The organism is Kocuria sp. NBRC 114282, from assembly GCF_030268385.1.
Classification (GTDB): Bacteria; Actinomycetota; Actinomycetes; order Actinomycetales; family Micrococcaceae; genus Kocuria; species Kocuria palustris.
Genome location: NZ_BSQO01000009.1, coordinates 1 through 18,879, shown reverse-complemented (window position 1 = coordinate 18,879; position 18,879 = coordinate 1). Strand labels below are relative to the sequence as shown.

Here is an 18,879-nt window from a genome sequence, read left to right as displayed (position 1 = left end):
GTCGACATGGGACTGCCCGGTGGCTGGACGGCGGACGGATTCCGCTCAGTCCACCAGAGCCGGCCCCCCGGCGCGCTGCGCTGGCCCCCGACGACGACGGGCCCCGTCGGCGAGTCCCCGGTCTGCGTCGCGAGGAGGTCGCAGCGCGGGCAGGGGTGAGCACGGACTACTACACGCGCCTGGAGCAGGGCCGGCACAAGCGGCCGTCGGAATCGGTGCAGCTCGCCCTGGCCGAGGCGCTCGAGCTGGACCCCACCGCCGCCCGCCACCTGCAGGATCTGGCCCGGGCGCTGGCACTGCCCCAGCGGGCCAGGCCCCCCACGGCGGAGCAGCAGCGCCTCAAGCACTCGCTGCTCGAGACCTTCACCGATCATCCGGCCTTCGTGCGCGGTCGCCGCACGGAGGTCCTGGCCATGAATCCGCTGGCCGCCTCCCTGCTGGCGGGCATCCCCGCCCGCGCCCCCGGGCAGCGCAGCCTCATCCACTGGGCCTTCCTGGACCCCGAGGCTCGCGAGAAGTACGTGGACTGGGAGAAGGTCGCCTCCTCCATGGTCGGCACCCTGCGCCTGGATGCCGGGCGCCACCCCGACGATCCCCAGCTGGCTCAGCTCGTGGGGGAGCTGTCTCTGCGCAGCGAGGAGTTCCGCACCTGGTGGGCGGATCACCGGGTGACCGAGCGCCGCGACGGCCTCAAGCGCCTGAACCACCAGCTCGTGGGCCGCATCGATGTGCACTACGAGGCCCTGGAGGTCACCGGCGCGGAGGATCAGACGCTGTTCCTCTACTCCACCGAGAAGGGCTCGGACTCCGAGGCCCGGCTGCGGACCCTGGCATCCTGGCTGGCCGAGAACCAGCCGGGACCAGTCAGTATGCCGATCTCGGAATCCATGAGCTGAGGCTGCGGGAGCCGATGGGGCGGGACCTCGCCGGAGGCTCAGGCCGCAGGTGCAGCGCCGGGGGCGCCGGCCCCGCCGCCCATCCCGCCCATCGACGGCTCCGTGTTGGTGTCCACGCCCACGGTGATCGACAGGGTGTACCCGCTCTTGGCATCACCGGTCACGGTCGCCAGCTGGGTCTGGCCGCCGTCGTCGCTGAACACGTTGTCCGTGTCCAGGGACAGCGAGGCCATGTTGGTCACCGAGGACTCGTAGCCCGAGGTCGCGTAGGCCTCATCGCAGGTGGCCTGCGGGATCGCGATCTGCGAGATCGACGCCGCGTTGGACTGATCGGTGATCGATGCCTCATCCGGGAAGACCTCGAAGTGGATGTGCGGCCACCGACCCGTGTAGCAGGCGGGGAAGATGCTGGTGAAGGTGACCTTGCCGCTCGAGTCGGCGATCTGCACGCCGCGCAGGTAGTTCTCATCCTCGATGCCCTCGGAGTACATGGAGTACTCGCCATCGCGGTCGCAGTGCCAGACGTAGACAGCAGCTCCGGCCCAGGGCTTGTAGCTGTCGGCCATGTTCACGATGGTCATCTCCAGGGTCATGGGGATGCCCTCGGCCGTGGCGGAGCCGGTGCCGAAGCTCGAGCGGATGTCGCTGCGCACCACGCCGGACTCCTCCAGGACGTCGGGCCCGTTCGAGCCGTCGCCGGGGTAGGGGCCGGCGGTCTCATCGGGGATCTCGGAGGCCACGTCGATCGAGGCGTCATCGGTGGGGGTCGCCGAGCTCGTGGCGGAGGCCGACGAGGACGCCGAGGAGGAGCTCGAGGTGGGCGCGCAGGCCGCCAGCCCGAAGGCGGTGGCACCCAGGCCCAGCGCCGAGAGCGCGCTGCGACGGGAGACGAGCGTCTGCAGGTCGAAGGACAGCCCCTGATCCTGGACTTCGTCCTCGGGCCGCTCGAGCGGGCGCCCCTGGTAGTGCGGCATCCCGTCGATCATCTCGACCCGAGGGTCGTTCTCGTTGTTGACGGGCGGCTCGGTCATCGAGCCCTGGGTGGCGGTGTCCTGGGAAGCGGTGTCGCGGCTGCGGCGCAGGAAGAGCACGGCTGCTCCTTCGTGATCGGGGTCCGCCCGGCGCTGCTGCCGGGCTGTCTGATCACGAAGCTACGGGCGGCCCTTGTGCCGAGGTTCGCCTGGACCTGTGCTGGGGCTGTGAGGTGCTACGGCAGAGAATTCTTCGATCGAGCGGCTCACCGGCGGGGATTGCGCCGGGCGATCGAAGTGCTCAGCGCCGTTGCGAAGCCGCACCACAGGACGTAGGGGACCAGGGCTGCCCCCGCTCCTCGATGGGCGGAGCCCGCACGTCGGCTCAGGTCTGCGCAGCTGAGGGTCAGCACGGCGGCGTGCACCGAGGCCAGTTCGAACTCGCGGGCCCGGAAGAAGGTCCAGCACCAGCCGGCGTTCAGCGCGAGATTCACGGCCAGGGATCGACGCAGCCCGGCGCTGCGACGACTCAGCTGCCGGGACAGCGGGCGGGAGCGCCGCGCGGGGACCCGCGGCCGCTGCGGCGGCACGAGCTCGTGCTCATCGGCCTGCGCTCGCTCGCGGTGCCGGGCGAGGTTCGTCAGCGCCAGCGCCGACGTGCACGCGATGACCGTGTAGAGGCCCGTCCATACGATCGGGAACGCGACTCCCGGCGGCTGCCATGAGGGCTTGTCCAGGTGGGTGTACTCGGGGGAGCGCACCGCCGGACCCGTGGCGAGCGAGCCGATCGCTGCCGTGGCGGTCACGGCGGCGCCGGTGGCCAGCAGCCGGGGTGCCAGGCGCGGTGCGCGCCGGGAGCGGCTTCTGCGCAGGATCTGCACGGCTCAGCCTCCGAAGGCCAGCGGCTGCATGCCGCGCACGCCCGGCTCGACGGCGTAGATCGATCCGGCCGCCGGCTCCTCGTCATCGGGGAGGTTCTCCCGCGACGTCGTGATGAACAGCCGGTCCAGGTCCGGGCCGCCGAAGGTGCAGGCGGTGATCTGGCGGACGGGCAGCTCGATCACCTCGGTGAGCTCGCCCTCGGGGGAGTAGCGGTGCACGGCGCTGCCGCCGTTGAGCGCTGTCCATATGCCGCCCTCGGCATCCACGGTGAGGCCGTCGGGGTGCCCCGCATCCTCCGGGATCCGCACGAAGGCGCGGGGGTCGACGGGTCCGCGCTCCGGGTCGTGGTCGAAGACCGTGATCTGTCCCGTGGGGGTGTCGTTCCAGTAGGCGAGGTCCCCGTCCGGGCTCCAGCCGATGCCGTTGGCGATGGTCGCGCCATCCCAGGCCGTCTGCGGCTCGGTGCCGGGCCCGTCCCAGCGGTAGACGCTCGAGGCGCCCTCGGTCTTCTCATAGGCCATGTCGCCCAGCCAGAGCCGGCCCTGGGGATCGCAGCCGCCCTCGTTCGTGCGCAGTCCGGAGTCCTCGAACAGGGTCACGATCTGCTCGAGATCCGAGAGATCCTCCTGGCGGGCCAGGCCGATGCCGTTCTCCAGCCCGACGACGGCGCCGCCGCCCACCCGCGGGCGCAGCATCGAGGCGATGCGGGAGGGGACCTCCAGGCGCTGATGGCCGCCGTCGTCGTCGATCTCGATGATCGCCCCGTGGAGCATGTCCACGAACCTCAGGCGCCCGGTGGCCGCCCACCAGACAGGGCCCTCGGCGTGATGGGCGATCGAATCGGTGATGCGCTGTGCCTTGATGGTCATGCTCCTCAGCGTAGGACGCCGGGCCGGAGCCCGGGGAGGCTCCGACCCGGCGTGGTCGTGCGGTGGCGTGTGCCGATCAGGCGACGGGCGAGCCTCCGTTGACGTTGAGGACGTCGCCGGTGACGTAGCTGGACTCGGGGGAGGCCAGGTAGACGTAGGCCGGGGCGAGCTCGGTGGGCTGACCGGCGCGCCCGATCGTGGCCTGGCGGCCGAACGAGGTCAGCTGCTCCTCGTTCTTGTTGTCCGTGACCTGCAGCGGCGTCCAGATGGGGCCCGGAGCCACGGCGTTGACGCGGATGCCGCGCTCGACGAGCTGCTGGGCCAGGGCCTGGGTGAAGGCGTTGATGGCGCCGTTCGAGGACGCGTAGTCCACCAGGGTCTCCGAGGGCTTGTAGGCCTGCACGGAGGTGGTGTTGATGATCGACGAGCCCGCCGGCATCACGTTCAGCGCCGCCTGCGTGACGCGGAACATCGAGAACAGCTTGATGTCGAAGGTGTTCTCGAACTGCTCGTCCGTGATCGCCTCGAGGCTCTCCCAGTGGTACTGGCGCCCGGCGTTGTTGACCAGGATGTCCAGGGCGCCGAGCTCATCGGCGACCTTGCCGGGCAGCTTGCGGGCGAAGTCCTTGTCGCGCAGGTCGCCGGGCAGCAGCAGGGCCTTGCGGCCAGCGCCCTCGATGACCTCCTTGACGTGCTGGGCGTCCTGCTCCTCCTCCGGGAGGTAGCTGATGGCCACGTTCGCGCCCTCGCGGGCGAAGGCGATCGCCACGGCGGCGCCGATGCCGGAGTCGCCGCCGGTGATCAGGGCCGTGCGGCCCTCCAGGCGCCCGGTGCCGCGGTAGGTCTCCTCGCCCAGATCGGCGCGGGGATCCAGGTCGCGGTCCAGGCCGGGGGCCTCCTGGGACTGCACCGGCGGGTCGATCTGCACGTAGCGGGTCGTGGGGTTCTGGAAGGTGAGCTGGTCGTGCTTCTCGTTGTTCGTCATGCTTCGAGCCTAGAACATCAGCACCCTGACTGTCTGTGTCGAGCCTGGTCCTGACCTGGCTGTTCGCTGACGGCGCGAACCCCGTGTGGTTGGCTCAGGGCCGCGTCATGGCGGGACCTTCAGGTGCGGCGGAACCGCTCACGGCCAGCGGGTAGTCGGTGTAGCCGGCGGCGTCGTGCGTGTAGAAGGTAGAGGGGTCCGGTTCGTTGACCGGCAGGCCCTCGCGCCAGCGCTGCACCAGATCGGGGTTGGCGATCATGCTGCGGCCCACCACGGCGGCATCGCCGGCGCCGCTGTCCACGATCGCGCGCGACGCCTCCAGATCGGTGATCTGCGCCCACCCGGTGTTCAGCAGGAGCGGGCCGTCGAACAGCTCGCGGACCAGGGCGACCGAGGGGTCCTGCGGATCCGCCACGAGCAGCGAGACATAGGCCAGGCCCAGCCCGCCGATCTCCTGCAGCAGCGCGCGGTAGGTCGCCTCGGTCTCCTGCGGGTCGGTCTCCGCCGTGCCCTGCGCTCCGTTGCCCGGGGACAGCCGGATCGCGGTGCGATCGGCTCCGACCTCCTGGGCCACAGCTTTCACGACCTCCGCCACGAACGACGCCCGCGCCGCAGGCGTCCCGCCGTACTGGTCCGTGCGCTGATTCGACGCCGGAGCCAGGAACTGGTGCAGGAGATAGCCGTTGGCGCTGTGCAGCTCGATCAGATCCACCCCGGCGTCGACGGCCCGGCGTGCGGCGGCCGCGAAGCCGTCGCGGACCTCAGCCAGCTCCTCGGTGCTCAGCTCGCGCGGCACGGGGATCTCGTCCTTGCGCCCGTCCTGCAGGTGCAGGGAGGTGCCGGGGGCGATCGCGCTGGGGGCCACGGGCTGCTGACCGCCGTTGATCTCCGGATGCGAGATGCGGCCACCGTGCATGACCTGCATGGACAGCCGCCCGCCCTCGGCATGCACCGCCTCGGCCACGCGCTTCCACCCGGCGGCGTGGGCGTCGTTGGCGATGCCGGCCTGCCCCGGGTAGGACCGCCCGACGGCTGCGGGGAAGGTGCCCTCCGTGGTGACCAGGCCCGCCGAGGCGCGCTGGGCGTAGTACTCGACGTTCAGGTCCGACGGCGTGCCGTCGGCCTGAGCGCGCAGGCGGGTCAGCGGTGCCATGACCACGCGGTTGGGGATCTCGAGAGCTCCCAGGGTCAGCTGGTCGAACAGATCGGGCATGAGCGGCCTCCTTGGCGGCGGGACGGAACTGTTCGGTTCAAGACAGGACGAGCCCGACATATTCCGTCGCTTCATTCCCCGCCCTTGGACGAGAGGTACTCGTCCAGCACCGCCGAGCCGAGCTCCTCGGGATCCACGGCCACCACGCGGCCGTCGGCCCGGCGAGCCATGGCGTTGAGGAAGCGGCTCAGGCCGGGGTCGTCGCCGAGCTGGAAGAACGTGGTGTGCGCCCCGGTGCGGGTGACGCGGTCCAGCTCGGAGACGGTCGCCTGCAGCGTGGGGGTGGAGGTGGGCCAGTCGAAGTGAGCGTCGCCGCTGGGCAGCAGGTGCGCGGTGGGCTCACCGTCGGTGACGATCAGCAGGATCGGCTGCATCGACGGGTGCCGGCGGAAGAACCTCCCAGCCAGCAGCAGGCCGTGATGCAGATTGGTGCCCTGCTCGTGCACCGGCGGCATGGCGGTCAGCTCATTCTCGTCCAGGCTGCGCGCCCAGCGCCCGAAGGAGATCAGCTCGAGGGAATCGCCCCGGAACCGGGTGCTGATCAGGTGATGCAGGGCCAGGGCGGTCTGCTTCATGGGCAGCCACCGGCCCTCGGCGGCCATGGAGAACGACGTGTCCACGAGCAGCGCCACCGCCGCCTGCGTGCGGTCCTCGGTCTCCTGGACCTCTACATCCTCCACGCGCAGTCGCATGCCGCGGGACGGATCGCCGCCCTCCCCGACGGTGCGCTGGATCGCGTTGGTGATCGTGCGGGTCACATCCCAGGACTCCAGGTCCCCGAACTGCCAGGCCCGGGTGGAGCCGGTGAGCTCTCCCGAGGCTCCGGTGCGGCGGGTGTCCCGTGAGCCGGGGCGGCCGGAGAGCTGCTCGGCGGTGTCGCGCAGCAGCGCCCGCCCGAGCTGGCGCACCGCGCGCGGGGAGAGACGCAGCGCGCCGTCCGATCCGCGGTGCAGCAGCCCGGAGTCGCGCAGGGCCTTCTCGAGCTCGCTGAGCGTGCGGGCATCCACGGCGGCGTCCTGGCCGAGCTGCCGGCCCAGGGCGTCGAGGTCGATGTCATCCAGGGCCGCGCCCTGATGGCTCTGGGAGAGCTGATCGGCCAGGGCATCCAAGTCCGCGATGTCCTGCAGCACCCCGGTGCCGTCGCCGAGTCCCAGGCCCTCCTGGCCCTCGAAGCGCTCGGAGCCGCTCCAGTCCTCGCCGGGGCGCAGGGCCTGGAGGTTGGCGTCGAGCTGAGAGAGCTGCTCCATGAGCTGCGGGGAGCCGAAGGCCTGGGCCGACAGCTCCATGAGCTCCTGGCGCTGCTCCGGCGTCATGGAGTTCATCATGCGGGCGGCTGCCGCCGAGCGCTGGGCCAGGGCGTCGATCAGCTCGTCGATGTCCTGCGGATCCTCCGGGAAGTGCTCCCCGTGCTCCTCCATGAACTGCTCGAAGTCCTCAGGGGTGTCCTCCCCGCGGGCGTGCTTGGCCAGCAGCTCGTTGAGATCGGCGAGCATCTGCGAGATCGCCTGGCGGTCCTCCTCCGTGGCGCCCTCCAGGGCCTGCTTCATGCCGGCGAAGCGCTGATCCAGCACCTCGCGGCCGAGCTTGTCCTTGATCTGCTCATAGGTCTGCCGGGCCTGCTGAGAGGCCCAGTCGTAGTCCGCCAGCTCGGACACGGCCGCGGCCGTGGACGACGGCAGTGCACCGAGCTGCATCTCCCGCAGCTGCCGGTCCGTGGGATCCATGCGGGCGTCACGCAACAGCTGCTCGCGCTCCAGCCGCACGGCCTGCTCGAGCAGGCTCTTCACCTCATCGAGCGTGCCGCCCAGGCTGTGCTTGCCGAGCAGCTCGCGGCGGCGCTGGTTCACCCGCCGGGAGAGGTCGTCCAGGCCGCGCTGGCCGCGACCGCCTCGGCGCAGGAACTCGCGCAGGGCATCCTGCGGCGAGTACCCCTCCATGACATCGCGGCCGATCGCGTCCAGGGCCTCCGTAAGGTCCGGCGGCGGCGCCAGGGGATCGGGTCCCCCGCGATAGCGGCCGTAGCGGCTGTTGCGATACGCAGGCACTGCGCACCTTCTTTCCGTGGTGCAGGGACGATGAGCGCGGACCCGGTCAGCGGCGCCGGGAGCCCTTGCTCAGCCGTAGATGGTGCCGTCGTCGTCGGCGTCCTTGGAGATCTTCTGGGCCAGGAACAGCCACTCGAGGGCCAGCTCGACGGCCGCGGCGCGCTCGCCGGCGGACTCGGCGCCGAAGGCCTGGGCGATCCGGTCGTAGAGGTCCTGGCTCTCCTCCGGCAGCTCGGGCAGCTCCTCCAGCAGCTCGTGGGCGGGGATGTCCGCACCGGTGGTCACGGTGACGGTCCCGTCCAGGGCCTCGATCAGGGGGTCCAGGTCCACTCCGCGCAGCCGTGCCGCCAGGGTCTCGGCGGTGGCCCGGCGCAGCAGGTGGTCCAGGACGGCCTGCTCGCGGCCCTCCTCCCCGGCCTCGAACTCGATCTTGCCGGCCAGCACGTCCACGGCGGCGTCGATGTCCACGAGCCGTGCGACGGCGGCGTCCTCCCGGTACACCGTGGCTCGGCGCAGGGCGGCCGCGGCCGTGGTCTCCGCACCGGCGATCGAGAAGCGGGCCGAGACTCCGGAGCGCTGATCCACGGCCGGCGACTCGCGCAGCAGCCGGGTGTAGCGCGCCAGGATCTCCAGCAGGGCCTCGGGGACCTCGGCGACCAGGTCGGCCTCCTGTGAGATCACGGCCATCTCGTCCGCGAGCTCGATCGGGTAGTGGGTGCGGATCTCCGCGCCGAAGCGGTCCTGCAGCGGCGTGATGATCCGCCCGCGGTTGGTGTAGTCCTCCGGGTTGGCCGAAGCCACGACCAGCACGTCCAGGGGCAGGCGCAGGACGTAGCCGCGGATCTGGACGTCGCGCTCCTCCATGACATTGAGCATGGCCACCTGGATGCGCTCGGCCAGATCGGGAAGCTCGTTGATGGCCACGATGCCGCGGTGGGCGCGGGGGATCAGGCCGTAGTGGATGGTCTCCGGATCGCCCAGGCGGCGGCCCTCGGCCACGCGCACGGGGTCGACGTCGCCGATGAGGTCCGCGACCGACGTGTCCGGGGTGGCCAGCTTCTCCACGTAGCGCTCGTCGCGGTGCCGCCAGACGATGGGCAGGGAGTCGCCCTCGGCGGCGATGCGGGTCCGGGAGGCGTCGGTGATCGGATCCAGCGGGTGCTCGTGCAGCTCCGAGCCCTCGATCTCCGGGGACCATTCGTCCAGCAGGCCCACCATGGTGCGCAGCAGACGGGTCTTGCCCTGTCCGCGCTCGCCGAGCAGGACGATGTCGTGCCCGGCGATCAGGGCGCGCTCGACCTGCGGCAGGACCGTGCGGCTCAGGCCGTGCAGACCGGGCCAGGGGTCGCGGTCCTCCGCCAGGGCGTCGAGCAGGTTGGCCCGCAGCTCCTCACGCAGGGTGCGGACAGGGAGATCGGCGGCGCGCAGCTCGCCCAGGGTGCTGATGTCAGGGTGATCGGTCACACCTTCACGCTAGCCCTGCACCGCGACAGCACAAGTGGCCTGGCAGTACCCGGCTGGGTGCTTTCGCGCTGAGCGCACTCGGTGCCTCCGCCCCTCTTCCGCAGTCGGCCGTGGGCGGTACGGTGAGCGCGTGAGCGACAGACAGACCGAGACCGACAGTTCCCAGACCTCCGCCGAGCGTCCCACGCTGATCCTGCTGGTCCGCCACGGACTCACTCCCACCACGGGAAAGGTCCTGCCGGGTCGTGCACCCGGGCTGCACCTGTCCGAGAAGGGCTTGGCGCAGGCCGAGCGGCTGGCCGAGCGCTTCCAGGGCCTGGCCGTGGACGCCCTGTACACCTCGCCGCTGGAGCGCACGCGGGAGACCGCCGAGCCGGTCGAGAAGGCCACCGGGCTCACCGCCGAGGCGCAGTCGGACCTGCTCGAGTGCGATTTCGGCGAGTGGACCGGCGAGAAGCTCAAGCACCTGGCCAAGCTGCCGGAGTGGACCGCCGTGCAGCAGAGCCCCTCGAGCTTCCGCTTCCCGGACGGGGAGAGCTTCACGGAGATGCAGTACCGCATGGTCGAGGGCATCCAGCGCCTCCGCGATCGGCATCCCGGCCAGACCGTCGTGTGCTTCTCTCACGCGGACCCCATCAAGGTGCTGCTCAACCACGCGCTCGGCTCGCACCTGGATCACTTCCAGCGCATCTCCGTGGATCCCTGCTCCGTCTCGGCGATCTCGTATATGCCGGGACGGGCACCTTCGGTTCTGCGCATGAACACGACCGACGGCTTCCTGTCCGACCTGCTCTCGGACTGATCCCCCTCCCATGAGCGCTGACGAGCACGTCCTGCAGCACGGGGAGATCGAGCTCGTGGGCCTGTTCCGCGAGTCCTCCAACTCCGCGCTGCTCGTGGACGTGACCGACGACGACGGCCGCACCGTCCGCGGCGTCTACAAGGCGGAGGAGGGCGAGAAGCCCCTGCGCGACTTCCCGCCGCGCATCTACCGCCGGGAGCGGGCAGCCTACGTGCTGTCCGAGGCCCTGGGTTGGGGGCTGATCCCCACCACGGTGCTGCGCGAGGAGGGGCCGTTCGGCCCCGGGTCGATCCAGCGCTTCGTGGACCACGACCCGCAGGAGCACTACTTCACGCTCTACGACTCCCATCCCGAGACGCACGACGATCTGCGGCGGATGGCGGTCTTCGACGTCATCGCCAACAACACCGATCGCAAGGGCGGCCACGTCCTGCACGGCGCCGACGGCCGCATCTGGGGGATCGATCAGGGGCTGTGCTTCTCGGCCCCGGACAAGCTGCGCACCGTGATCTGGGAGTTCGCCGGCGAGCCCGTGCCGGAGGGGCTGCTCGAGGACCTGGCTCCACTGGCCGAGCAGCTGCCCGACGAGCTCGAGGAGCTGCTCTTCCCGGTCGAGCAGATGGCCCTGCAGCTGCGGGTGCAGATGCTGCTGGCAGACCCGGTGCTGCCGCACGATGAGACCGGTGGATATCGGATCCCCTGGCCGCCGCTGTAAGGCCCGTCGTCCCGGGCGCTGAGCTGGCATGCTGGGGGGCAGGAATGCTTGCCCGCCCCAGCACAGGAGACCCCAATGACCTTCCGCCTCGTCGCCTTCGACATCGACGGCACCCTGCTGGGCAGCGACCGCCAGCTCCAGCCCGGCACCCGCCTGGGGCTGGAGGCCATCCGGGAGGCGGGCGCTCAGATCATGCTGGCCTCCGGCCGCCCGATCCCCGGTCTGAAGCAGCTGGCCGAAAAGCTGGAGATCGGCGAGGATCTGATCCTGGCCGGCATGAATGGGTCGATCATCGTGGACCAGGCCTCCGGGGAGGTCATCGCCCGCCGGGAGATCGACGCCCAGACCGCGCAGGAGATCATCGACCACGTGCTCTCGCGCGGCCTGATCGTGATGATCCCGCTGGGGGAGGAGCTCTTCGCCTCGGAGCCCGAGCACCCGCAGGTCCGACATGAGGCCGAGGGCAACGCGCTGAGCATCCGTCCGCTGCCGCAGGTCGCCGATCTGCCGGAGCCGGCCACCAAGCTGCTGTTCACCGGGGAGCGCCCCGAGCTGCTCGAGCTGCAGAAGGAGCTGGACCGGGATTTCGCCGATCGCGCCGAGTGCACGTTCTCCTCGCCGATCTACTTCGAGGCCACCGCCCGCGGCGTGGACAAGTCCTCGGCGATCACCGACTACTGCGCGGCCAAGGGCATCCCGCTGGAGGCCGTCATGGCCTTCGGCGACAACGGCAACGACATCACCATGCTCTCCGCGGCGGGTCTGGGCGTGGCCATGGGCAACGGCATCCCGGAGGCCAAGGAGGCCGCCGATGTCGTCACCGCCACGAACGACGACGAGGGCATCGCCCGCATCCTGGAGCAGTACTTCCCGTTCTCGCTGTCCGAGGTCGATGCGCAGGACGAGCGGCGCGAGGACCGCACCGAGACCCCGGAGCCGACGGCCCGCGATTGAGCCGCCTCGACCCCGGCGCGGTGGGGAGCACCCCGATCAGCGCAGGGGCGTGCAGGCGACCGGCGGCGTTCACGTCGGGCTGTCGCCTGCGGAGCCCCGGAGGATCAGCTTGGTCGGGAAGCGCTTCTGCACGACCTCGGCGTCGGGATCCTCGATCCGGGCGCGGAGGATCTCGAGCGCCAGCCGGGCCATCTCGTCTATGGGCTGGCGCACCGACGAGAGTCCCAGCAGCTTCCATGACCACATCGGGATGTCGTCGTAGCCGACGATCCACAGATCCCCGGGCACGCGCATGCCGCGCTCCTGGGCTGCCTCGATCACGCCGAAGACCCCGGCCGAGCGCGTGGAGCAGCTGCGGATCTTCACCCTGACCCTGGGTGTGCTGCTGGGCCTCTACCTGGTGCTCTACTTCGGCAAGAACGGCTTCGATCTGACCCTGGACATCGTCAACTGGACGTTTCTGTGCCTGATCATGCTCTTGGTCGGCAACGCTCGCGAGCTGGCCGGGCTGATCTCCCGCGGCGGGCGGACCGTGGGCGAGGTGCTGCTGCAGTACCCGCTCTACGCGGGGATCATCGGCATGCTGAGCGTCAGCGGGCTGGTGGACACCTTCAGCCAGTTCTTCATCGACATCTCCACGCCCGGGACCCTGGGCCTGTGGACGTTCCTGGCCGCCGGCTTCCTCAACATCTTCGTGCCGTCCGGCGGCGGGCAGTTCGCCGTGATGGCGCCGATGTTCGCCAACGCGGCGGACGCGCTGCAGGTCGATCAGTCCGTGGTGATCATGGCGATCGCCTACGGCGACCAGTGGACCAACTTGATCCAGCCGTTCTGGGCGATCCCGCTGCTGGCCGTGGCCGGGCTGAAGATCCGTGACATCCTCGGGTACACGTTCGTCACCCTGGTCCTGAGCGGCATCACCTTCGGCGGGACGATGCTCATCGTCGGTGCTGGCTGAGCCAGGAGCACCGGGCCGGTCCCTGTCCTCGCGGAGGACAGGGACCGGCCCGGCCCGCGATCGACGCCCCCGACGCGTGCCCGCAGCGGCTGCGTCCCCACCGGAGCGAGGAGAAGACATGGGGCCACGAGTCCTGGGGAGCCCTGTCGACGAGCAGACGCGATGCGTCCACTACCGCACAGCGCTCGATGTGGTCGCCATCAGGTTCCGCTGCTGCGACCAGTACTATCCATGCCACCTCTGCCACCAGGAGAACGCGGGGCACGAGGCCGTGCAGTGGCCGGTCGAGGAGCACGACACCGCGGCCGTCCTCTGCGGGGTCTGCCGCAGCGAGCTCACGATCCGCGAGTACCTGGGGTCGGACGGCTGCCCGCGCTGCACGGCGCCGTTCAACCCGAGATGCGCCCTGCACTCCCACCTGTACTTCGACCCAGCGACCCGCTAGGAGCCCCCGCATGATGTCGCACAAGACACCTCCCTGGAGCCTGTCGCGCCGCAGTCGGCCGGACGAGGCGCCGGCCTCCCGGTTCCCGGGCATCCGGCTCAGCGACGTGGCCGTCAACCGGGAGGGCGTCGACGTCCTGACGGACGTGAATCTCTGCCTGGACGAGCACCGCATCGCGGTGATCGGGCTCAACGGCTCGGGCAAGTCCACGCTGCTGCGCCTGCTCAACGGCCTGCTGCTGCCCACCCGCGGCACAGTTCAGGTGGACGGGATGTCCACAGCGAAGGACGCCAAGCTCATCCGGCGCCAGGTCGGGTTCGTGTTCCAGAACCCGGAGAACCAGATCGTGATGCCCCTGGTGGAGGAGGACCTCGCCTTCGGGGCCAAGAACCTGGGCCTGCGCGGCGCCGAGCTCACGGCCCGGGTGGAGGCGGTCCTCGACCGGTTGGGCATCGGCCAGCTGCGCGAGCGGGAGTCACACGCCCTGTCCGGGGGCGAGAAGCAGATGGTGGCCCTGGCCTCGGTGCTGGTCATGGAGCCGTCCACGATCGTCTTCGACGAGCCCACGACCATGCTCGACCGGCGCAATCGGCGCCGGCTGCAGACCACCATCGACGGCCTGGATCAGCGGGTGATCATGGTCACCCATGACCTCGACATGATCGAGGACTACGAGAGGGTCCTGGTGGTGCACGAGGGCCGGATCGCCTTCGACAGCGCCCCGGGCCCGGCCGTGGAGTTCTACTGCCGGGTCAGCGACCAGTGACCGGCGCGCAGCGCACGGGGCCGCTGACCCGGATCCCGGCCGGATGGAAGTTCGCGTTCCTGTTCGTGGCAAGCCTTGGCATCTACGCCGTGACCCATCTGGGCGTCCTGCTCGCGGTGCTCGCCCTGGCCGTGACCGCCGCGGTGCTCACCCGCACACCGCTGCTGCGCCTGGCCCGGATGCTGGCGGGGCTGATGCTCATCATCGGGATCGTCTTCCTCACCCTGGGCCTCTCCGCGGGCTGGGAGGCCGCGTCGGTCTCGGCACTGCGGCTGCTGAGCCTCTGCCTGCTGGCCTATTCCGTGAGCCTGTCCACCTCGTTCGGGGAGATGCTCTCCCTGTTCGAGCGGCTCCTGGCTCCCGCCCGGCGCCTCGGGCTGAACCCGGCCCAGATGAGCCTGGCCCTGTCCATGACCATCCGCTTCATCCCGCAGATCCGCAGCCAGTACCTGGAGGTCCGCGAGGCGCAGCACGCCCGCGGCCTGCACAACAGCCCGGTCGCCGTGCTGGTGCCCCTGCTCGTGCGCACGCTGGAGTCGGCCCAGCAGATCGCAGCGGCTCTGGACGCCCGCTGCTACGACTCACAGCCGCCGCCGCCGCGCAGCGCACCCCGGACCCCGTCCGACTGAGTCCGCCTCCATCCCCTTCCCGTTCACATCGCTTCCGTCCATCCGAGCCCCTCGGCTCCTCACCATTCGAAGGACACCATGACCAGCAGCACTGCTTCCCGGACCACCGACTCCTCGACTGCCACGGAGAACACCGTTCTCGTGGCGGTCTTCGCCGCCCTCATCGCCGCCCTGGGGCTGGTGCCCCCGATCACGATCGGGATCCTCCCGGTGCCTATCACGCTGCAGACCCTGGGGGTGATGCTCGCCGGCGCGCTGCTCGGGCCGGTGCGCGGCATGCTCTCCGTCATCGTCCTGGAGGTCCTGGTCCTGGCCGGGCTGCCGCTGCTGGCCGGCGGCCGGGGCGGGCTGGGTGTGTTCCTGGGGCCGACCGGCGGCTACCTGGTGGGATGGATCTTCGCGGCCCTGATTATCGGGGCGCTGGTGAAGCACTGGGCGATCCGCCGCACCGGCAGCGCCGCCCGCTTCGCAGCCGTGCTGCTGAGCGTGGCCCTGGGCGGCATCGTGGTCATCTACCTCTGCGGCGTGCCGTGGACGGCCGTGGTCACCGGCCTGCCCCTGGGCACCTCGGCTCTGGGATCCCTCGTGTTCCTCCCGGGTGACCTCCTGAAGGCGGTCGTGGCGACCCTGGCCGCGATCAACGTGCACCGCAGCTACCGTCGGCTCCTGGGCGGGACGCCCACTGTCTCCTGAGCCCGGGGACGCTGCCCGACGGCGGCGTCGACACCTGACCCGCTGCCGCGCTGAGGCGCGGGAGCACCGCCGAGGACGGTGACATGCCCTTTCTGGACCGATTGAACCGCTGGGCCGCGCAGCGCCCTGGCGAGCTCGCCGTCGCCTGCGGCGACGATCGACTGAGCTGGGGCGAGCTGCGCGCCAGGGCCGCGGCTCTGGCCGCGTCGGGCGAGCCCACGGGGATCCTGCGACAGGCCAATGCCACGGACTTCGCCGTCCGGTGGGCCGCCGGGGTGGCCGAGGACCGGGTGTGCGCCGTCCTGGATCGGCCTGGCCGGAGGACATGGCCGAGCAGGTGCGGGAGCGCTGCGCGTCGAGCCTGCCGGCCGATTCCGCCCCTGCGCAGCTGCGCGACGGCGAGCCAGAGTCGACCTTCCTGATCGGGCTGACCTCGGGCACCACGGCCCTGTCCAAGGGCTTCCGCCGCAGCCGCGACTCGTGGCGGCGATCCTTCGAGGCGTCCGCCGCGCACTTCGGCCTGGTGCCGCAGGACCGTGTGCTGGCCCCCGGGCCGCTGGCCGGGAGCCTGAACCTCTGCGCCCTCTCCGAGTGCCTTCATGCGGGCGCCGGATCCGTGACGCTGCCGGAGTTCGACGTCGCCGGCGCCCACGCCGCGATCGCCCGGCACGGGATCACCCGCCTGGTGGTCGTGCCCACGATGCTGCGCGTCCTCGCCGAACGCGGCCTGGCCGCCGGCGTCGACGCGAGCGGCGTCACGGCGATCGTGTGCGCTGGGCAGAAGCTGGATCCCACCACGTTCGAGTAGCGCGCACTGGAGACGATCGGCGCGCACGTCACCACCATACGCAAGATCAATCGGCTCACCGCCAAGCGCACAGCCGCGCGTGCGGGAGTCAGCCTCACCACGCTGCGCAACTTCGAGCGCGGCGAGAACGTGGAGCTGACCAGCGCCCTCGAGATCCTTTCCGCGGTGGGGCTGCTCGATCAGGTCATCGCGGGAGCGGACCCCCTGCAGTCTCCCCAGGGTCGGGCCCGCCTTGCCGCGTTCTTGGACGGGCAGCGACCATGAGCGCCCTCGAGGCCGAGAGGGTCCAGGTGCACCTCAGCACGTTCTTCGCCTTCCGCGACGTTCAGCCGGATCGCTGGGGCACCCGGCTGCTCGAATCGGCCGAGCGTCGTGCTGCCCGGGCCGAGGGCCGCCGACCCAAGCGGCTCTCGGAGCTCGACATCCTGCTCCGGATCGGCGACGAGACGCGGCAGGGCGCCCTGAGATTCGCTCGGCCAGGCGAGCCGGCGGGTCAGGCCGCGGAGATCGCCTCCGCCGAGCACCTGCCGTGGATCGCGGCGGTCACCGGTCGGATCGAGAGCGAGGACCAGCTGGATGAGGAGGCGCTGCGACTGCTGCCCACCGGCACCGGTGCCGGGCTCCTGCAGCTGAGCGACGCCACGGACTTCACCTACGCGCAGCTGGTCACTGCCGCGCTCGCCGCCTCGGAGTGGCGCCCGCAGGTGGGAGCCGAGCTGTTTCGTCGGGTGGCGTTCACCGTGCTCGTCAACAATGCCGACGATCATGCGCGCAATCACGGGTTTCTGCGCGCGGGGGTGGACTGGGAGCCTGCCCCTGCCTTCGACATCAACCCGCATCCCGGTGTGCTGGAGAGCACGCCCATCGACCGGGAGAACGACCCCGAGGACCGGGACCTGCGTCGGCTGTTCGCCGATCGCGACCGGTATGGCCTGACCCTCGATCAGGCGCGCTCCTCGATCTCTGCCGCTGCGGAGGCGGCTGCGCGAGTGCCCGAGCACGCGCCTCCTCGGAGCGTCGGCCAGCGAGCTCGAGCGCTTCGCCGTGTTGTTCGACGAGGAACGCCTCGAGACCGCCCGACGGCTCGGTCGTGCAGCGCCGACGCCCGGGCGCGGGACCTCGAGGGAGCAGGGCCGGGGCCCCGGTGGGAGGTTCATCCGGCGCAGGCCGTGACCCCGGTACGCTCCCTCGGTGTCGGCAGGAGCGCGACGGTCAGGAAGGCCAGACCCAGCAGCACCCTCGAGGAGCGCATCAGTTCGACAAGCTCGAGCGGTACCTTACCGGAGTGGCCGGCCATGCTCATGCGGCGACTTTTAAGCTATATACTTCACCTCAGCCTGAATCAAATCACGCTGTATTCGAAGTCTCATAGACTAGGTGTTTTTGATGAAATAGATGAGCTTGTCGGTTTCCGATGGGGCTGATTTTCTGCGGCGGAGGGTGGCGGTAGCACCTGCCGGGCGGTTTTTCACGCTGATTTGCCATGGGACTGATGGGGACAGGTGATTCAGCAATCGAATGGACTCAATTACGGTTATCGAGCCTTCTCTATCAGTGGAGCTTTTCATGACTTTGTTTAGTGTTGTGCTGGCACTCTATGCCCTGGGGTTCATCTGCTCCATACGAGGAGCTTTCGGGGCGTGGGCGAGGAACCTTCCTGAGGTACGGCGAGCACGCCTGGCCCACTGCATTGATAAAGATTTAAAGGTGTGGGTGGAGGCGGAGGTGGATGAGGGGCGAAAGCGTGAAAAGGAATCTGAGTATGAACTACTCAAAAGAAATATCCAGCTGGATGGAAAGTGGACGTTGAGCAGCTATCTCGATCAAACAATGTTCGGATATAACCCCGGCTCCGCACAAGAGGCGTTGTCTAAGCGGAGGGAGCAGCGTCTGGACCTACCCTATATTGGCGTAGGCGTGCTGGCGAGTACAGCTGGGAGCGCAGCGAGCCTTTTCCTTTAGCTAGTGATAGCCAAGCAATCAACTTCGCCCGTCGTGCATATTTGGGACTAGCTCCCCTGCTTCCTTGGTCTGTGTAGCTGTTGACCCGGCAAACCCGTTCATCCGGGTCGGTCGATGTGTGTGGATGACAACGGTTCAGGGCGTTACTCCTGTGCAGTGGCGGCATGTGCGCGCAGCTCCGGTCGCTCGCTCGGGGCAAGGCTGTTGTCTCCCGAGGGCGGCTGTAGGGCTTGGCACTCCTTCGCTGTCCGGGGATTGCTCGACCCGGTGACGGTGCCGGGCTGCGCGCTCGGCGGAAGAACCGGCTCTGACCCGGGAGGGGCCGCGGAGGCGGTGCCTCACAAGCGGCTGGCGATGTTGGTTCGCGGGGCTTCTCATCCCGCCGCCAGGGTGTTCCGATCGCTGGCGGGTCCAGTAGCAGCCTGTTGGCGCAGACGCTAGAATGGACTCGGTATTTACTACAGACCTCAGGATAGCCCCGTTGGCGCGGGGCTATCCGCTTGTCTAGGGCCGTGTCGCGCACTTCGCGTGGCACGGCCCTAGCTCTGTCTCAGGGACAAACCAGGGGCATGGGGAGCCTGTAGTCGTGGGCGAACTGCTGGACCGCTGGGAGCAGGGCGGTCTTCCACTCCACAGGTTCAGCCACTGTCTTGCCCCGGCGCTTGCTGTTAGCTGAGGGCGTCACTGGGCGCAGGTTGAATCGCCCCGGGTTTGTTAGAGGCTCGCAAGTGCCGCGTCGGCGGGTGCCGGTGCGGGGTGGTTGTGATGGTAGGTGTCCTCGAGCTCGACGGGCGGGATCATGCCGATCTCGCCGTGAAGTCG

At 69.9% G+C, this 18,879-nt stretch carries 19 protein-coding genes; 11 read left to right on the top strand and 8 right to left on the bottom strand.

The window, feature by feature from the left end; translation table 11 throughout:
* The first annotated feature begins 23 nt into the window (after positions 1–23).
* Positions 24–896 carry a helix-turn-helix transcriptional regulator gene (locus tag QSJ40_RS11655; protein WP_352156554.1) on the top strand — a complete coding sequence of 291 codons (873 nt, stop codon included), beginning with the start codon at positions 24–26 and terminating at the stop codon, positions 894–896.
* 38 nt (positions 897–934) lie between these two features.
* On the opposite strand, the gene QSJ40_RS11650 is transcribed toward QSJ40_RS11655, so the two are convergent.
* The 7 genes from QSJ40_RS11650 to QSJ40_RS11620 all read right to left on the bottom strand — a co-directional run bounded on the left by QSJ40_RS11650 (position 935) and on the right by QSJ40_RS11620 (position 9,325).
* A complete protein-coding gene (locus QSJ40_RS11650; protein ID WP_285731111.1) occupies positions 935–1,987 on the bottom strand; it encodes an intradiol ring-cleavage dioxygenase in 1,053 nt (350 codons plus the stop codon).
* A 146-nt stretch (positions 1,988–2,133) separates the two neighbouring features.
* Positions 2,134–2,748 carry a TspO/MBR family protein gene (locus QSJ40_RS11645; RefSeq protein ID WP_006215341.1) on the bottom strand — a complete coding sequence of 205 codons (615 nt, stop codon included), beginning with the start codon at positions 2,746–2,748 and terminating at the stop codon, positions 2,134–2,136.
* A gap of 3 nt (positions 2,749–2,751) precedes the next feature.
* Complete coding sequence (locus tag QSJ40_RS11640) at positions 2,752–3,618, bottom strand: SMP-30/gluconolactonase/LRE family protein (RefSeq protein WP_029643499.1); 867 nt, start codon at positions 3,616–3,618, stop codon at positions 2,752–2,754.
* Positions 3,619–3,694: 76 nt separating this feature from the next.
* Positions 3,695–4,603: an SDR family oxidoreductase gene (locus tag QSJ40_RS11635; RefSeq protein WP_006215343.1), complete on the bottom strand. Its 909-nt coding sequence runs from the start codon at positions 4,601–4,603 to the stop codon at positions 3,695–3,697.
* Between the two features lie 94 nt (positions 4,604–4,697).
* Complete coding sequence (locus tag QSJ40_RS11630) at positions 4,698–5,816, bottom strand: alkene reductase (protein ID WP_006215344.1); 1,119 nt, start codon at positions 5,814–5,816, stop codon at positions 4,698–4,700.
* A gap of 71 nt (positions 5,817–5,887) precedes the next feature.
* A complete protein-coding gene (locus tag QSJ40_RS11625) occupies positions 5,888–7,861 on the bottom strand; it encodes a vWA domain-containing protein (RefSeq protein WP_285731106.1) in 1,974 nt (657 codons plus the stop codon).
* Positions 7,862–7,930: 69 nt separating this feature from the next.
* Positions 7,931–9,325 carry a sigma 54-interacting transcriptional regulator gene (locus tag QSJ40_RS11620; RefSeq protein WP_137802656.1) on the bottom strand — a complete coding sequence of 465 codons (1,395 nt, stop codon included), beginning with the start codon at positions 9,323–9,325 and terminating at the stop codon, positions 7,931–7,933.
* Positions 9,326–9,455: 130 nt separating this feature from the next.
* Here QSJ40_RS11620 and QSJ40_RS11615 point away from each other — a divergent pair, with 130 nt between their 5' ends.
* The 3 genes from QSJ40_RS11615 to QSJ40_RS11605 all read left to right on the top strand — a co-directional run bounded on the left by QSJ40_RS11615 (position 9,456) and on the right by QSJ40_RS11605 (position 11,796).
* Positions 9,456–10,127, top strand: a complete 672-nt coding sequence (locus QSJ40_RS11615) for an MSMEG_4193 family putative phosphomutase (RefSeq protein ID WP_006215347.1) — start codon at positions 9,456–9,458, stop codon at positions 10,125–10,127.
* 10 nt (positions 10,128–10,137) lie between these two features.
* On the top strand, positions 10,138–10,842 hold the full coding sequence (locus tag QSJ40_RS11610) for an SCO1664 family protein (RefSeq protein ID WP_278855913.1): 705 nt from the start codon (positions 10,138–10,140) through the stop codon (positions 10,840–10,842).
* Positions 10,843–10,917: 75 nt separating this feature from the next.
* Positions 10,918–11,796, top strand: coding sequence for a Cof-type HAD-IIB family hydrolase (locus tag QSJ40_RS11605; protein WP_285731102.1), 879 nt, complete (start codon positions 10,918–10,920; stop codon positions 11,794–11,796).
* 69 nt (positions 11,797–11,865) lie between these two features.
* Here the strand turns inward: QSJ40_RS11605 and QSJ40_RS11600 are convergent, their stop codons facing one another.
* The gene (locus QSJ40_RS11600; RefSeq protein WP_285731100.1) at positions 11,866–12,162 is read right to left on the bottom strand and encodes a substrate-binding domain-containing protein; all 297 of its coding nucleotides are present in this window, start codon (positions 12,160–12,162) and stop codon (positions 11,866–11,868) included.
* On the opposite strand from QSJ40_RS11600, the gene QSJ40_RS11595 reads away from it, so the two are divergent.
* The 7 genes from QSJ40_RS11595 to QSJ40_RS11565 all read left to right on the top strand — a co-directional run bounded on the left by QSJ40_RS11595 (position 12,140) and on the right by QSJ40_RS11565 (position 17,519).
* Positions 12,140–12,754 (top strand): TIGR00366 family protein, encoded by a 615-nt coding sequence (locus QSJ40_RS11595; RefSeq protein WP_285731098.1) that lies wholly within the window; start codon positions 12,140–12,142, stop codon positions 12,752–12,754. The two genes, QSJ40_RS11600 and QSJ40_RS11595, sit on opposite strands and share 23 nt — an antisense overlap.
* A gap of 118 nt (positions 12,755–12,872) precedes the next feature.
* Positions 12,873–13,199 carry a CHY zinc finger protein gene (locus QSJ40_RS11590; RefSeq protein ID WP_259903871.1) on the top strand — a complete coding sequence of 109 codons (327 nt, stop codon included), beginning with the start codon at positions 12,873–12,875 and terminating at the stop codon, positions 13,197–13,199.
* A 10-nt stretch (positions 13,200–13,209) separates the two neighbouring features.
* On the top strand, positions 13,210–13,965 hold the full coding sequence (locus tag QSJ40_RS11585) for an energy-coupling factor ABC transporter ATP-binding protein (RefSeq protein WP_285731095.1): 756 nt from the start codon (positions 13,210–13,212) through the stop codon (positions 13,963–13,965).
* Positions 13,962–14,594: an energy-coupling factor transporter transmembrane component T family protein gene (locus tag QSJ40_RS11580; protein ID WP_278855924.1), complete on the top strand. Its 633-nt coding sequence runs from the start codon at positions 13,962–13,964 to the stop codon at positions 14,592–14,594. Before QSJ40_RS11585 ends, QSJ40_RS11580 begins: the two co-directional genes overlap by 4 nt.
* 78 nt (positions 14,595–14,672) lie before the next feature.
* Positions 14,673–15,287, top strand: coding sequence for a biotin transporter BioY (locus QSJ40_RS11575; protein WP_278855927.1), 615 nt, complete (start codon positions 14,673–14,675; stop codon positions 15,285–15,287).
* 292 nt (positions 15,288–15,579) lie between these two features.
* Positions 15,580–16,095 carry an AMP-binding protein gene (locus QSJ40_RS11570; protein ID WP_285731092.1) on the top strand — a complete coding sequence of 172 codons (516 nt, stop codon included), beginning with the start codon at positions 15,580–15,582 and terminating at the stop codon, positions 16,093–16,095.
* A gap of 260 nt (positions 16,096–16,355) precedes the next feature.
* The gene (locus QSJ40_RS11565) at positions 16,356–17,519 is read left to right on the top strand and encodes a HipA domain-containing protein (protein WP_285731089.1); all 1,164 of its coding nucleotides are present in this window, start codon (positions 16,356–16,358) and stop codon (positions 17,517–17,519) included.
* Positions 17,520–18,879 lie beyond the last annotated feature (1,360 nt).